The organism is Mangrovibacterium diazotrophicum, from assembly GCF_003610535.1.
GTDB lineage: Bacteria > Bacteroidota > Bacteroidia > Bacteroidales > Prolixibacteraceae > Mangrovibacterium > Mangrovibacterium diazotrophicum.
Genome location: NZ_RAPN01000001.1, coordinates 3,895,393 through 3,911,636, shown reverse-complemented (window position 1 = coordinate 3,911,636; position 16,244 = coordinate 3,895,393). Strand labels below are relative to the sequence as shown.

Sequence of the window (16,244 nt, the reverse complement as noted above, 5' to 3'; positions counted from 1 at the left end):
CTTATCCCGAATATTCAATTTGGGACAACCATCCCTTTCCAAAATGATGTTCTTAACCGAGTACAAATGACAAAAAAATATTTCCCAAGTTTACAGGCCATCAACCGGGCCAAACTGACGATTAATGAAGTTCTAAGCGGAACGCCGCTGGCCGCCAACCTGAACTTGTCGGAACAGTTTCAGGCGCGCGTCATGCTGAAACGCGAAGACCTGCAACAAGTACGTTCGTATAAAATCCGCGGGGCATTCAACAAGATCAAAAGCCTGAGCCCTGAGCAGCTGCAAAACGGAATTGTTTGCGCCAGCGCCGGAAACCATGCACAAGGTGTAGCCTACTCCAGCTACAAGCTGGGTATCAAGGCAAAAATTTATATGCCGACGACGACACCGAAGCAGAAGATTAAACAGGCACAAATGTTCGGCCGCGACAATGTCGAAATCATTCTGTTTGGAGACACCTACGACCAGGCAAGTGCCGAAGCGTTGAAGGACTGCGAGGAAAATGGCCAAACATTCATCCACCCGTTCGACGACCCGCTGATTATCGAAGGTCAGGCAACCGTTGCGCTGGAAATCATCCAGGATTCAACCTGCCAAATCGATTACCTGTTTGTACCAATTGGTGGTGGTGGTTTGATTGCCGGCGTTGGAAGTTACTTCAAACAAGTCAGCCCAAATACGAAAATTATCGGGGTTGAACCCGCCGGAGCACCGTCCATGTCGGAATCGATGAAAAAAGGCGAGGTTGTGAAACTGGAAAACATCGATAAGTTCGTCGATGGAGCAGCCGTGCAACGAGTCGGCGATCTGCCTTTCGAAATTTGCAAAGAGGTGGTTGACGACATCGTGCTGGTTCCAGAAGGACGTGTTTGTACGAAGATTCTGGAGCTTTATAACCGCGATGCCATTGTGGTAGAACCTGCCGGAGCACTTTCCATTGCAGCACTCGATTATTACGCTGATCAGATTAAAGGGAAAAATGTGGTTTGCATCGTTTCCGGAAGCAACAACGACATTACCCGTACCGAAGAAATCAAGGAGCGTTCACTGCTGTTCGAAGGATTGAAGCATTATTTCATCATCCGTTTTCCTCAGCGGGCCGGAGCTCTGCGCGATTTTATCGACAATGTTTTGGGGCCCAACGACGACATCACCCATTTCGATTATTCAAAAAAGACAAACCGCGAGAAAGGCCCCGCTTTTGTGGGCATTGAGTTGACCGACAAAAAAGACTTTGATGGCCTTGTGCAACGCATGACAGAACACGGTTTCATTCATGAATACATCAACGATAAACCGGATCTTTTTCAATATTTACTTTGAAGGTGAATCAAAAATATAGCTGAAAGGATGTCCGCAAATGGCATCCTTTTTTTTTGTGTTTGGCTTAAGCAGTGGCCGCTTCAGCCTGTTTGTTTTTCGGGAAGGTCGCAACTAACGTCATTCCGCCAAGAGCAACCAATCCGGTAAACACAAAAGCGAAATCGGGAGAGAAGTTCCACAGTGTTCCCGTTAGCGCCGCTCCCAGGAATGATCCGACATACTGCAAGCTGACAATAATCCCGTTTCCTTTGCCACGTTGCTGATTATCGATGCCGCGATTGGCGAGCATCGGCACAATGGTTGAAATAGCAAATGTACCGGTGGTTAGCAAAATCGTTCCGGCAACAATGCCGGCGATATTGCCGATGTACATCAGCCCAAATCCAAGTCCTTCAACAATAAACAGCGAGCCAATCGTAATTTTGCCCTTGCCTTTCTGACTCAACCTGGAAAATACGGGCAGCAAGAGAACAGAACAAAGGATGGCGGGCGTCAAAATCATCCACATGCGGTTTGTTTCGAGCACTCCGGTTAGTAACATCGGAAGCATAAAAAAGAAGGCCATGCTCATCAGGTTGTTCGTCGTCAGCATGAGTCCCATCATCAAATTACGACGATTAAAAACCGACTTCTGCTTTGCCTTCTCAGCGCTCTTCAATTTCCGAACTTCCGGATCAACCTGTTTGGTGAACAACAGCACCCACACAAAGCAGATCGCAATCAACACAGCCGAAAAGACAAACATGTGACTCACGCTAAGCACAATGTGAACCAGTGGACCGATCAGATAAGAAAGCATGGTGAAAGTTCCCAAAACTGCTCCCAGCCGAGTTAACTGTTTATCCCTTTCTTCATCACCGGCTGCCGACGAAATCCACGAATAGCCAACCGTAACGATGGCACCACTCCCCTGCAAAGCGCGCGCGAAAATCAGCCAGTAAATACTGGTGGCATAGGCAGCGGTCAACAGGCCCACAATGAGCATGATCAAACCGGCTAGCATCATTTTCTTGTAACCAATCCGGTCGCTCAACATGCCGAACGGAATCTGCAAAACAGCTTGCGTTAGACCGAAAATCCCGAGTGCATAACCCGTCAGCCATGGCGCCCCACCTTCTAAATTCAGGGCATAAACCGACAAAAACGGGATGATAATTAACATGGAGAAGAGACGCATTCCGAGTGTTACGGAAATGATGTTGGCTAATTGGCGCGTTGTTTTGCTCATATAAAACCTTCGATTTCGAAGCGACCAGTTTTTATTGGAGGGTGCGACAAAGGTAGTAAACATCGGAGCTCGAAGAAAGGTTTCCTCATTTTCTTCAAATAGCAATCGATGCCCCTGCATATTTACACCTGCATATTTCCCTAAAAATATTAACTTTGTGCCCCGAATTCAGAATCCAATTTTATGAGCGACAGCAGGTATATGGCACGGGGCGTTTCGGCTTCGAAAGAGGATGTGCACAACGCCATCAAAAACATCGATAAAGGACTGTTCCCGAAAGCGTTTTGCAAAATTATTCCCGACGTGTTGGGCGGCGATCCGGACTGGTGCAACATTATGCACGCCGACGGTGCCGGAACCAAATCTTCCCTGGCTTACATGTACTGGAAAGAAACCGGTGATATTTCGGTTTGGAAGGGAATCGCTCAGGATGCGTTGATCATGAATATCGACGACTTGTTGTGCGTTGGAGCAGTGGATAACATTTTGCTGTCGTCAACCATTGGTCGTAACAAAAATAAAATTCCGGGTGAAGTGATCGCCGCGATCATTAATGGAACCGACGAACTTTGTCGCGAATTGCAGGAAATGGGCGTTGGTGTTTACCCTACCGGCGGCGAAACAGCTGATGTGGGCGATGTCGTTCGGACCATTATCGTGGACTCGACGGTGACCTGCCGCATGAAACGCTCGGATGTGATTTCAGCCGACAACATCCAGGCAGGTGATGTCATTGTTGGATTGGCTTCATTTGGCCAGGCAACTTACGAAAAAGAATACAACGGAGGCATGGGCAGCAATGGTCTGACTTCGGCTCGTCACGATGTATTTGCCAACTACCTGGCAACTAAATATCCGGAAAGCTTTGATGCCGAAGTTCCGGCAGAACTGGTTTATTCGGGAACGAAAAAACTGACCGATGCTATCGAAGGTTTGGGCATCGATGCCGGTAAACTGGTGCTTTCTGCAACGCGTACTTATGCTCCGGTTATTAAAAAAATTCTGGATGCTCACCGCTCCGAAATCCACGGAATGGTGCACTGCTCGGGTGGCGCGCAAACAAAAGTGCTGCACTTTGTTGACGGCGTACATGTGATTAAAGACAACCTGTTCCCGGTTCCTCCGCTGTTTAAATTAATTCAGGAAGAATCGAAAACCGAATGGGCTGAAATGTACAAAGTCTTCAACATGGGACACCGCATGGAGATCTATGTGAAGCCTGAATTGGCTGATGCGATTATCGAAATCTCAAAATCATTCAATATCGACGCGCAGGTTGTTGGTCGGGTTGAAGCTCACGAAGGCAAAAAACTCACCATTACATCCGAATTCGGAACATTCGAGTATTAGAGTATTGAGACATGAGTCGTGAGTAACCGAAACTTGGAACTCGAAACTTGGAACTTTAAACTGTTAACTTGGAACTGATTATATGGCAGATTATTCATTATTAGAAAAATACGAAAGCATTCAGCACCGCTTCGACGAGGTTGGCCAGCAAATTACTGACCCGGCAACGATGAGCGACATGAAACGCTACGTGAAGCTGAACCAGGAGTATCGTCGCCTGGAAGCTTTGGTGCAAGCTTTTAAAGATTATAAAAACCTGATTGAAAATATTGAATCAGGCAAACAAATGTTGGCTGAGGAGAGCGACCCGGATATTCGCGAAATGGCCAAAGAAGAGATTGAACAAAGCGAAGACGCAATTCCGGGCAAAGAACAAGAAATTAAGTTATTACTGGTACCTGCCGATCCGGAAGACGCCAAGAATGCCATTCTCGAAATCCGTGCCGGTACTGGTGGCGACGAAGCCTCAATTTTCGCCGGTGACCTTTTCAAAATGTATTCAAAATACGCCGAACGAAAAGGCTGGCGCTTGGAAGTAAGCTCGGTGAGCGAGGGTACATCTGGCGGCTACAAAGAGATTGTTGCTACCATCACCGGAGAGAATGTATACGGAATCATGAAATACGAATCGGGCGTGCACCGTGTTCAGCGCGTGCCTCAAACCGAAACACAGGGACGTGTGCACACTTCTGCGGCATCGGTAGCCGTGTTGCCTGAAGCAGAAGAGTTCGACATCGAACTGCGCAATGAAGATATCCGTCGCGACGAGTTCTGTTCGTCAGGTCCCGGAGGACAGTCGGTGAACACCACATACTCCGCCATTCGTTTGACACACATTCCGACCGGTATCGTGGTACAGTGCCAGGATCAGAAATCGAAGTTGAAAAACCTCGATAAAGCGATGATCGAACTGCGTACCCGTATCTACAATATGGAACACCAGAAGTATTTGGACGAGATTGCTTCGAAACGGAAAACCATGGTATCAACGGGTGACCGTTCTGCCAAAATCCGTACCTACAACTGGCCACAGGGACGCGTAACCGATCACCGTATCAACCTGACACTTTACAACCTGCAGGCGATCATCAACGGCGATATCGACGAGATCATCGAAAAACTGATGCTCGAAGAAAACGCAGAGCGTTTGAAAGAGGCTGAAATTTAAATTTATCGAGTGAGGCCCTCACTTTATAACGACGATATAAAATGAACAAAGAACAACTTTTTGAACAGATCAAAGCCAAGCGCAGTTTCCTGTGCATTGGACTAGACACCGATATTCTGAAGATCCCAGCTCACCTGAAAGATACTTCAGACCCGATTTTCGCTTTCAACAAAGAAATCATCGACGCAACACAGGATTTGTGTGTGGCATACAAACCAAACCTGGCTTTTTACGAAAGCCTGGGCGTTGCCGGCTGGGTGGCTTTGGAAAAAACCGTGAACTACATTCGCGAGAAATACCCGGAGCAATTCATTATTGCCGATGCCAAACGCGGCGATATTGGCAACACATCGAATTTGTACGCTCGTGCGTTCTTCGATCACATGGATTTTGATGCCGTAACTGTTGCACCTTACATGGGTGAAGATTCAGTAAAACCATTCATGACTTACCTGGATCGCTGGGTGATTTTATTGGCTTTGACGTCAAACAAGGGTGCTTTCGATTTTCAATTCCTGAAAGATGAGGAAAGCGGCGACCAGCTGTACGAGTCGGTGCTGAAAACATCGCAAACCTGGGGTACAACCGACAACATGATGTACGTGGTTGGCGCCACCAAGGCTGAAAACCTGGAAGGCATCCGCGAGCTGGTTCCGGATCACTTCCTGTTGGTTCCGGGTGTTGGAGCGCAAGGCGGCAGCCTGGAAGAGGTGGCTAAATACGGTATGAACGATCATTGCGGATTGTTGGTGAACTCTTCCCGTGCTATCATTTACGCTTCAAACGACGAGGATTTTGCTGAGAAAGCGAGAATGGCTGCTATGGATGTGCAAGTTGATATGGAAGAATTGCTACTGGAAGCAGATTTGCTGTAAAGATAAATAGGACGACTTGTCCGCACCTACAAATGTTTATAATCAATCATAATCCGGCCCGGAGTTCGCAAGAGCTTCGGGCTTTGTTTTTCTAAAAGAAGATGATCGAGATAAACAGGTATTTAGCAACCAGCCCAAGCAGGCTGTAAAAAATGGCCTGCCGGATCGGATGTTTCAGCATACCGGCAGCCAACAGAATAATAGGCGATGAAAGCGGTAATAAGTTGAAAAGGAAAATAGCAATATTACCATACGCACGAATTTCCTCCTCCGCTTTTTCGTACCGGTGACGCCCCACCAGCTTGTCGATAAACGACGCACTCAGCCAGCGACCAATACAGTAATCAATGAGCTGCGCCCCTAGGGCCGTTACAATTGCAATAATATTCAGCAGAAAAAGACTGAGATGCGAGTGAAGGTAGTAAATAAAAGCCAACTCAACCGGCATAATCAAAAAGAAGAGATAGCCCGAGAAGTTGATAATCCCAAACGACAGCAAACTCACCTTCGTTGCCCCGTATATTTCTCTTCCGATGGTCGCCGAAGCGATCGAAACAGCAATTGCGAAAAAGAACACAACTACGACAATTCGCGTGATATTTAATTTACTCAAATTCATCACAAGCTTTAGGTTCTCTATTAAAGTTAGTCGGTTCTATCCGAAAATACATCCAGCCTTACATTAAATATATACGTGAAAAAACACTGAAAAAGCTACATCAAAAAGCTTGAATTTGTAGCGAAATGGGCGGTTTACGATTAAAACAGATTTTCCGAAATCGCGAAGCAGCCAAATTCACCTCAACGAATGAGCACAATGCTCACAAACAGCTGGTTGTCAAGTGATATTTTTCTTATTTTAGTTAACCTGATCAAGCCAAAACCTATGAACGAGTTCTTCCTTCAATTTTTGTGGAAACACCGTCTTTTTAACGAGGATCCATTTCAAACCAGCTCGGGACAACCAATCAAAGTCATTTCACCTGGCTTTCAGAATACCGATGCCGGACCGGACTTTTTCAATGCCCGACTAAAAATCGGCGAAACAACCTGGGCTGGAAATGTGGAGATTCATTGGCGATCCAGCGATTGGATCAAACACAAGCACGAGAAAGACGGCGCCTACGACAATGTTATTCTTCATGTGGTAAAAGAAGACGACACCGCAATTCAAAATTCAAAAGGCGAACACATTGAATGTGCCTGCCTGAACTACGACGAAATACTGGAACACAACTACCTAAAACTTCAGAAATCGACCAGCTGGATTCCCTGTGCAGATTCTATTCATCGTGTTCCATCGATTACATTGCAAATCTGGTATCACGCGCTAATGGTAGAGCGGCTGCAACAAAAAACAGCGGAAATCACCGAGCGGCTGCAACAAAACAACAACGACTGGAATGAAACTTTCTACCAATTTCTGGCGCGAAACTTCGGTTTCAAAACAAATGCTGTACCGTTCGAACTGCTGGCAAAAGTACTACCACTATCCATTCTGGGGAAACACAAAAACGACCTGTTTCAGCTGGAAGCACTGCTCTACGGCACAGCCGGTTTACTGAACGAAGAATTGGTTGGCGATGACTATTTTCTGGCTTTGCGCCAGGAATTCTCTTTCCTTTATAAAAAATACAAGCTGAAACCCATTGAAGGACATTTGTGGAAATTCCTGCGCCTGAGACCGGTCAACTTCCCAACCGTGCGGATTGCTCAATTCGCTATGCTCGTTCACCAATCGACGGCTTTATTTTCCCATATCATCGAAACGGAGAAATTAAGCGACGTTAAAAAGCTCTTTCAAATCGAAGCCTCTTCCTATTGGGAAAGCCATTTTAAATTCAACAAGCTATCAAAAAAGCAAGCTAAGCACCTTGGTGACTCGGCTTTCTTCAACCTAGTGATTAATACGTTGGTACCATTCCTTTTTGTCTACGGTGAATACCATAAAAAGCAACCTTTGAAGGATTTGGCACTAAACTACCTGGAACAGATACCTGCTGAAACCAATTCAATAATCGCCAACTGGGCCGGCTTGGGGATTGCGGCGCGATCCGCCTTCGACACACAGGCGCTGATTCAGCTGAAGAATAATTATTGCAATGCCAAAAAATGCTTAAATTGCCCTGTAGGAATGAAGTTGATCCATCACAGCAACCACGAAAAGCATGAGCCAGTCGACGAATAAATTTCAGGATGTTTCCAACAGAACCCTCCGTGTTGGTGTTCTGCTGCTTTTTTCGATGCTCTCCATTGGGACTTTGGCCTACATGTATATCGAAAAATATTCGCTGATCGATGCCTTTTTCATGACCATCATCACCATCTCTACGGTTGGGTTCAGCGAAGTACATCCGCTTAGCGACATTGGTAAGATTTTCACATCAGGGTTGATTATTACCAGCCTGGGAAGTTTGGCCTATGTGGGCTCCAACCTGGCACGCTTTGTTTTTGATGGCGAATTAGTTAACTACTTAAAAACATATCGGGTGGACAAGAAAATTCAAAAATTGAAAGACCATGTCATCATCATCGGGTTCGGCCGAAACGGTGAACAAGTAGCCATGGAATTAATGGATTACGGAATTGAGTTTGTCATCATCGACAAGCGCGACAACGTGATCAGTCGAATTCGCGATAATGAAGAGTTGTTGTACATTCGGGGAGACGCCACCCATGAGGATGTGCTAAAGCAAGCCGGTGTTGATCACGCCCGTGCATTAATTGCAACCACGCCAAACGACGCCGACAATGTTTTTGTAGCACTAACGGCGCGCAGTATGAACCCGAGCCTGAAGATCGTCAGCCGTGCAAGCGAGATGGAATCGGTATCGAAACTCAAACGGGCCGGGGTTACGAACGTGATCATGCCCGAACGCATTGGCGGCCAGCGAATGGCGAAACTGATTACACAGCCCGATGTCGTCGAATTCCTCGAATACATTCTCCTTCAACACAGTAAAGATGTAAGTCTGGAAGAAATCAGCTGCACAAACATGGCCGATTGCTTTGTCAATCACTCCATCGAAGAACTTCGCAGCAAGGACATTTCCGGAATCAATATCGTCGGAATCAAGATCAGCGGAGCCAAGTACATCTTCAACCCTTCGTCGGAATTAACACTGAGCCGCGGCGACCAATTGTTTGTTCTGGGCTCGCCCGAGCAGATTAAACGCTTCAGACATTTGCTCGAGAGAGGATAAACCAATACATTTACGTGCAACACAGATTTTACTTTTATTGTTAAATCTTATCGACTCTAGATAGGTTAAGTATAAACGTCAGTGTAACGATCCCGATTGAATGACCACAAACGAAATTGAAATCTTTCGTAAAATGAGTCGTGGCGACGAGGGTGCTTTTGAGTATTTCTTCAAGAAATATTACGGGCGCTTGTATAACTATTGCTACGATCTTTTGAAGGACAGTCTTGCCGCCGAAGAGATCGTGGAAGAACTGTTTTTTCGGGTTTGGGAAAAACGGGATCAAATTGTCGTCCAAACTTCACCAGCTGCCTATTTTTACCGAACTGTTTACAACAACTCCCTGAATCACCTCAAACATAAAAAGGTTGAAGATAAGTTTCTCCTTTATCAAACCCACCAGGCATTTGAGGAAATTGAAAAAGCGAACAACAGCTTCCCCCTTTCAACCCTGATCGAAAAAGAATACGAGATCAAACTGCAAAATTCGATCGAGAAACTACCGGATCAGTGTCGCCAAATCTTTGTAATGAGCCGGCTTGAAGGGAAAAAAAACAAAGAAATTGCTGAAATTCTGGAGGTCTCAGTCAACACCGTTAAAACACAATTATTGAGAGCTTTAACCCGACTTCAAAAAGATCTCAAACACCTGCTCGTCGTTCTTTTCTTCAAAAACTGAAAAATTTTTGTCACCTCTTTTGACCACAAAGTTGTCACTCCTCTGTAACGCCCCAAAATTCACAGTTGGATGGATGAGCTTATTTTAAAATGTCTGCAGGGTGAAGCTTCAAAAGACGAAGTTTCTCAAGTTGAAGCCTGGATCGATACTGATCCCGAGAACTTCAAGCACTACGAAGAGATTCGCGACGCTTGGTTTGCAGCAGGCCAATTGGCCGACTCCAAACATCTAAACATCGAACAGCGTTACTCCGCACTCCAAAACCGGATTCAAAATTCTCCAGCTCAAAAATCGAAAACCATTCCAATCAAAAGAATTCCCGAGTGGATAAAAATTGCGGCCGTATTTGTTTTGGCCTTTTTACTGGGTGCCGTTTGGATGAGCAACAGAGGACAACTAGGCTTTCAGTCAGAAGTCGCTCATTACGAAATTGAGGCTCCCTATGGTGCCAAGTTGAACATGAATCTTGGCGATGGTACCAAAGTATGGTTGAACGCCGGCAGTAAATTGACTTACAGCAGCACCTTCAACTCAAAAGACCGCGACATTCAGCTTACCGGTGAAGGATATTTTGAGGTTGCAAAAAATACAGATCTCCCCTTTGTTGTTAAAGCCGGTGATGTAAAGGTTAAAGCTGTTGGTACCGCCTTTAACGTAAAAGCCTACGCCGACGAGAACTTACTGGAGACGACCCTGGTTGAAGGAAAAGTTGATGTATCGGAGTTTGGTGACCATGTAGTTCTTCAACCCAACCAAAAGATAACCATCAATTTGGGAAGCTCGTTAAACAACAATATGTCGTATAAAATTGCAGATAACGTTAACACCGAGCTATACACGTCGTGGAGAGGCAAACGCTGGATATTTGAACGAGAAAATATGCTGGATTTTGCTAAAACACTGGAACGTCGTTATGACGTGAAAATTACCATCGCAGACGAACGACTAAAATCGTATAAAATTTCCGGATCCATTGAGCAACAAACACTCGGACAGTTGTTACAGGCAGTGCAGCTGACTATTCCTTTGAACTATACCATAAACGAGAATAAGGTAATCCTAACGATCAACGAGAAACTTAAACGCGAGTATGAACCACTAATTAAAAAATAGTCACTCTATGAAATAACCAAAACAAAAATGGGAGATCGCTCTCCCATTCGTTAAAATTCTTAACCAAACCACTTGAGGCGTTCTTGGCGGTTCCCCTCAATGAAGTTGTTTAACTAATTAACAATGCTAAATTATGAAAAAAAATCTGGATTATTCCGGTTGGCTCTTTGCGTCCGGAATGAAAAAACTATTCTTAATCATGAAACTAACGACGCTATTTACTTTCCTTATCGTCTTTCATGTAAGCGCGAGTTCCTACTCGCAGGCCACCAAATTTAAACTTAAGCTTAACGAAAAGACAATCAAGGATGTACTGATCGAAATTGAGGAACAAAGTCAGTTTCACTTTCTATACAACGATGAATTTACCGACCTGAATCGGACCGTTACGGTGAACACCGAAAACGCAGATGTCGAAGAAGTCCTGGATCAGATATTCGCGAACTCTTCCATCACCTACAAGGTGCTGGAGAATAATTTAATTGTTTTAACACCATCGGGCGGTAACACCCAAGTGGCACAATCTAAAACGGTAAAGGGTAATGTTAAAGACAAACAAGGCGCGCCCCTCCCTGGTGTGACGGTGGTTGAAAAAGGAACAACCAACGGTACCATTACCGACTTTGATGGAAACTACGCAATCGAAGTTCCGACCGGTGCAACTTTGGTTTTCAGTTTTGTGGGTATGCAAGTGAAAGAAATTGCAGTTGCCGGCCAAGCTAATATTGATGTTGTTTTGGAAGAAGAAACCCTGGGTATCGACGAGGTAGTTGTTGTGGGCTACGGTACGCAGAAGAAAAGCGACATCATCAGCTCAATTGCCACCATGGACGCTGAAAAATTGAATGAGCGCCCGGTGAATAAAGTTGACCAGGCTTTGATTGGCCAGATGGCCGGTGTGCGTGTTCAACAAACCAGCGGTCTGCCGGGACAAGGCTTCAGTATTCAGGTTCGAGGTACCGGCTCAATCTCTGCGAATAACGAACCCTTGTACGTTGTCGACGGATTCCCGCTGGAAGTTTCGCCACAATCATCAAGCGGTGGTTTCTCCAATGGTAACCCGCTGACTAACTTGAACCCGAATGATATTGAGTCAATCCAGGTTTTGAAAGATGCTGCTGCTGCTTCAATATACGGTTCTCGCGGATCAAACGGGGTTGTGATCATCACAACAAAAAAAGGGAAAACTGGTCGCCCTCAAATTTCATTTAATACTTATGTGGGTTGGAACGAAACGGCCAAAAAATTAGATGTTCTGTCATCAGACGAATGGGTTGAACGCCAGATTGAGCACATGAACTATTTCTGGGTTCGCGACCATGCTTCTGACCTTGGAGCTACTTCATCGCAAACTAACAACGAACGTCGTGCTTTGCTGGGCTTGGCCGACGGACAGTACAACGTTAAATATATGTGGGACGACCGCTGGCTGGAAGACGGTCACCCGGGACTGGACTATGTGGACTGGCAAGATTTGTACTTCCGCAAAGGGATGGTACAAAGCTACCAATTGTCGGCAACCGGCGGTAACGACATCGTTCGCTACTATATTTCCGGAGACTACATGGATCAGGAAGGTGTCGCTATCGGCGTGAAATATCGTCGCTACAGCGCTCGCGCCAATGTGGAAGTTAGTCCCACCGAAAATCTGAAATTCGGCATCAACCTTTCTCCGTCCTACAGTGTTCAGGATGATCCCGGGGTTGAAGGCAAAGACGCGATCACGCACATTATTGTTGGTATGAACCCGGTTGTTGAATCATCAACAGGACCAGAAGGCGTAAATGTTGGCGACAATACCATGTATGCCTGGGGTACATCGCGCGTTAGCCCAATTGCCGAGGCAAAATACAAACAGCGTGATAACCAGACTTTCCGTACAATCACAACTGCTTTCCTGGAATATCAGTTCATCAAAGGATTGAAATTCAGAACTAACCTGAACTTCGACGTTCATAATAATGAAGCAAGTGCGTTCACGCCAGCCTTCGTTACCCGCAACAGAACAGCAACCGGAAGCAAGTCTGGGTACAACCGCATCAACTTCGTAAACGAAAACACCTTAAACTATAACAAGTCAATCGGCGACCACAACTTCGATCTGTTGGGTGGTTATTCCTACAGCAAATTCAAACTGGAAGATTACAGCATCAGTGGTACCGGTTTCGCATCCGACGACATTCCTACTTTAAATGCTGCCAATACAACAAGCGGCACATCAACCAATACCGAAAACGTTCTGATTTCATACTTCGGTCGTCTGCAATATAACTACATGAGCAAATACTTGCTGCAAGCCAGTTTGCGTCGCGATGGTTCTTCCAAATTTGGTGACAACACCAAGTGGGGGGTATTCCCGTCTGTATCTGTCGGATGGAAAATCATCAACGAATCGTTCATGGCGGACAATGAAATTTTCAGCGACCTAAAATTGAGAGCCAGCTGGGGTTTGGCCGGTAACAACGGTGTTGGCGACTACGACCAGATTGCCCGTTTGGCCTACGCCAACTACAGCAACAACGGAACATTGGTGAATGGTTTGGTTCCATCGAACTTTGCAAACCCGGACTTGAGCTGGGAAACTTCAGAAACTGTTGACGTTGGTTTCGATGCCGGCTTGTTAGGCGGACGTATTTATACTTCATTCGACTATTATACCAAACGTAATACCGACCTGTTGCTGAGTATTCCGGTACCTACAGCCAGTGGTTTCGACGTGGCTTTAACCAACATCGGCGAAGTACTGAACAAGGGTTGGGAATTGGAGCTGACAACACAAAACCTCGTTAACCAATTCAAATGGAAAACGATGTTTAACCTGAGCCACAATACCAACGAGGTTAAGAAATTGGGGCCGAATAACACACCAATCCTGGGCGGTGCGTTTGACATTACACACAACATTTTGGAGGTTGGAAAACCAATGTACACGCTGTACCTGGTTCAACAGGATGGATTGCTGACATCGGAAGATATCGCCAATGGAGTTGCCATGTATAACAAAGAGGAAGCCGGCGACCCGAAATATGTCGATCAAAACGGCGACGGTGTGATTGATGGCGATGACCGTACTTATTCAGGACATCCAAACCCGGACTATGTTTGGGGTATCACCAACGAATTCTCCTGGAAAGGTTTCGACCTCTCAATCCTTATTCAAGGCCAAACAGGCGGTATGATCTACTCCACCTTTGGTCGTGCAATGTATCGTACCGGCATGGGAAGTAACGAAAACACCCTTGGCAAAACCCGCGACCGTGTTCGCTGGGTAGAAGGCCAGGTGTTAACTGCGGCTGATGTAGCCGGCAAAGAACGCAAATCTCCTTCAACTTTCGGTCGTATAAAAAACACCGACTGGTTATATAAAAACGATTACTGGAGAATCCGCAACATCACATTGGGCTATGATTTAGGTCGATTGATCCACTCTAATTTAATTTCGGGAGCACGTATCTACGCGACGGCAGAGAACTTCTTTGGCAAGGATAAGTATGATGGCGGTTTCAACCCCGAAGCAGTGAACAACAGTGGCGATGACTATGGTGCATTCCCATTATCGAAATCAATGGTGTTCGGATTGAACCTCAAATTTTAATCCATTAAAATGAAAGTAATCATGAAAAAAATATTTTATCTATTGGTTGTTCTGGCTGTATTTTCTGCTTGCGAAGACGATCTTGATCTGGCTCCAATCTCGGAGCCGAGTGCAGCCAACTTCTACCAAAATACAACACAATTTGAGCAAGCTGTAAACGGCATGTATAACACCCTGAAGGATTATGCTGCCAACCATTTCTACCTGTCTGAGGTTCGTTCCGATAATATTTACTCACCCGGAACAGGTGTTCGCGACTGGAACCCGATTAACAACTTCGAGCATAACCTGGTTACCAACTCGCTGATGGCTCCGGCGTGGGATGTTCCTTACCTGGGAATCTACCGGGCGAATTTGATCTTGGATCAGGTGAACGAAGATTTGGTGCCCGATGCATCAACACGTAACCGCATGATTGGTGAAGCGAAATTCATCCGTGCATTGTTCTATTTCGATTTGGTTCGTTTCTTCGGACGAGTGCCAATTTTCGACCACGTGCTGACACCTACCGAAGCTTTGGAAGTCTCTCGCCAACCGGTTGCCGATGTTTATGACCTGATTGAAGCCGATTTAACCGAAGCAGCGTCTCTGCTTCCGGCCTCGTACAGCTCACCGGGTAAAGCAACCTCGGGTGCTGCCAAAAGTCTTTTGGCAAAAGTGTACCTTACCGAGTCGGGACCTGACTTCGGCATTGATGGACCGGGAATGAACTCCAACAAGTACTCGGACGCCTTGAGCTTAATCAACGAAGTTATCTCGAGCGGTGTTTACGGCTGGGTTGATGACTACGCCGAAATTTTCAGCTACACCAATGAAAACAACGACGACATTGTTTTCGACGTACAGTCAATCAACGACGGCTCAACAGGTGACCGCGGTATCGGAACTATTCTGCCAACATTGATGTACCAGGAAAGCTGGGCCCGCATCTACCTGCCATTTGCCGGCGGTGTTCCGGTTGATGCCAGCGGGGCCATCGACCCTTCCGACGATTTCCTGAGTTCATTTGAAGATGGCGATGTTCGCGACGACTTCTCTGTTTTGATGAGCTACCTGGACGAAAACGGTAACACCATCAACAGTCCTCAGTACCTGAAATTCGTTAGCCTGGATCACGTACCGGCCGACCGTTTCAATTGGGGAATCAACTTCCCGATCCTTCGATATACCGATGTTTTGATGATGAAAGCAGAAGCGTTGATTCAATTGGGACAAGACCAAACTACGGTTGACGCAATCGTGAACCAGGTTCGCGAACGTGCCGGCTTAAGCGATGTTTCGAATGTTGATATGGATATGTTGCTCGACGAAAGACGCCATGAATTTATCGCAGAAGGCCAACGCTGGCACGATTTAGTGCGCACCGGAAAAGTGTTGACCGTGATGAATGCCTGGGCGGCAGTTGACGATGCTTCCAGCAAAATCGGAACCATCGTTGCCGACGACATCCTGTATGCCATCCACCAGGATCAACTGGATGTAAAAGAAGGTCTTTACGACCAAAATCCCGGTTATTAGGGAAGCTAAACTATAGCGTTTGCATATCAGTTTTAAAGTAGTGTAGTAGTATGCAATGCATTAGGATCCCGGCCACATGGTCGGGATCCTTTCTTTTCAGAAAAAACGGCTCGTGGGATTTATAACCCCAAGCTATTGTTATTCAAATATTTTAATTACTTTTGCACAGCTTTTTAAGCAAATTAATTTTAA

At 45.9% G+C, this 16,244-nt stretch carries 12 protein-coding genes; 10 read left to right on the top strand and 2 right to left on the bottom strand.

The window, feature by feature from the left end; genetic code table 11:
• Positions 1–66 precede the first annotated feature (66 nt).
• Entirely contained in the window at positions 67–1,323 is a 1,257-nt protein-coding gene (ilvA, locus tag BC643_RS15450; protein ID WP_120273936.1) for a threonine ammonia-lyase, read from the top strand.
• Positions 1,324–1,387: 64 nt separating this feature from the next.
• Here ilvA and BC643_RS15445 read toward each other — a convergent pair whose 3' ends face one another.
• Positions 1,388–2,551 (bottom strand): MFS transporter, encoded by a 1,164-nt coding sequence (locus BC643_RS15445; protein ID WP_170154574.1) that lies wholly within the window; start codon positions 2,549–2,551, stop codon positions 1,388–1,390.
• Between the two features lie 183 nt (positions 2,552–2,734).
• Here BC643_RS15445 and BC643_RS15440 point away from each other — a divergent pair, with 183 nt between their 5' ends.
• The 3 genes from BC643_RS15440 (at position 2,735) to pyrF (ending at position 5,944) form a co-directional block, all read left to right on the top strand.
• Entirely contained in the window at positions 2,735–3,901 is a 1,167-nt protein-coding gene (locus BC643_RS15440) for an AIR synthase related protein (RefSeq protein ID WP_120273934.1), read from the top strand.
• A gap of 82 nt (positions 3,902–3,983) precedes the next feature.
• The gene (gene prfA / locus BC643_RS15435; protein WP_120273933.1) at positions 3,984–5,069 is read left to right on the top strand and encodes a peptide chain release factor 1; all 1,086 of its coding nucleotides are present in this window, start codon (positions 3,984–3,986) and stop codon (positions 5,067–5,069) included.
• A 41-nt stretch (positions 5,070–5,110) separates the two neighbouring features.
• On the top strand, positions 5,111–5,944 hold the full coding sequence (gene pyrF, locus BC643_RS15430; RefSeq protein WP_120273932.1) for an orotidine-5'-phosphate decarboxylase: 834 nt from the start codon (positions 5,111–5,113) through the stop codon (positions 5,942–5,944).
• A gap of 91 nt (positions 5,945–6,035) precedes the next feature.
• Here the strand turns inward: pyrF and BC643_RS15425 are convergent, their stop codons facing one another.
• Positions 6,036–6,563, bottom strand: coding sequence for a VTT domain-containing protein (locus BC643_RS15425; protein WP_120273931.1), 528 nt, complete (start codon positions 6,561–6,563; stop codon positions 6,036–6,038).
• Positions 6,564–6,752: 189 nt separating this feature from the next.
• On the opposite strand from BC643_RS15425, the gene BC643_RS15420 reads away from it, so the two are divergent.
• The 6 genes from BC643_RS15420 (at position 6,753) to BC643_RS15395 (ending at position 16,052) form a co-directional block, all read left to right on the top strand.
• Positions 6,753–8,132, top strand: coding sequence for a DUF2851 family protein (locus BC643_RS15420; protein WP_120273930.1), 1,380 nt, complete (start codon positions 6,753–6,755; stop codon positions 8,130–8,132).
• The gene (locus BC643_RS15415) at positions 8,113–9,147 is read left to right on the top strand and encodes a potassium channel family protein (protein ID WP_120273929.1); all 1,035 of its coding nucleotides are present in this window, start codon (positions 8,113–8,115) and stop codon (positions 9,145–9,147) included. Before BC643_RS15420 ends, BC643_RS15415 begins: the two co-directional genes overlap by 20 nt.
• 100 nt (positions 9,148–9,247) lie before the next feature.
• A complete protein-coding gene (locus tag BC643_RS15410; protein ID WP_120273928.1) occupies positions 9,248–9,826 on the top strand; it encodes an RNA polymerase sigma-70 factor in 579 nt (192 codons plus the stop codon).
• A 69-nt stretch (positions 9,827–9,895) separates the two neighbouring features.
• A complete protein-coding gene (locus BC643_RS15405; RefSeq protein WP_120273927.1) occupies positions 9,896–10,939 on the top strand; it encodes a FecR family protein in 1,044 nt (347 codons plus the stop codon).
• Between the two features lie 133 nt (positions 10,940–11,072).
• Positions 11,073–14,534, top strand: a complete 3,462-nt coding sequence (locus BC643_RS15400) for a TonB-dependent receptor (RefSeq protein WP_211338069.1) — start codon at positions 11,073–11,075, stop codon at positions 14,532–14,534.
• A 21-nt stretch (positions 14,535–14,555) separates the two neighbouring features.
• Positions 14,556–16,052 (top strand): RagB/SusD family nutrient uptake outer membrane protein, encoded by a 1,497-nt coding sequence (locus tag BC643_RS15395; RefSeq protein ID WP_120274313.1) that lies wholly within the window; start codon positions 14,556–14,558, stop codon positions 16,050–16,052.
• The last annotated feature ends 192 nt before the right edge of the window (positions 16,053–16,244 follow it).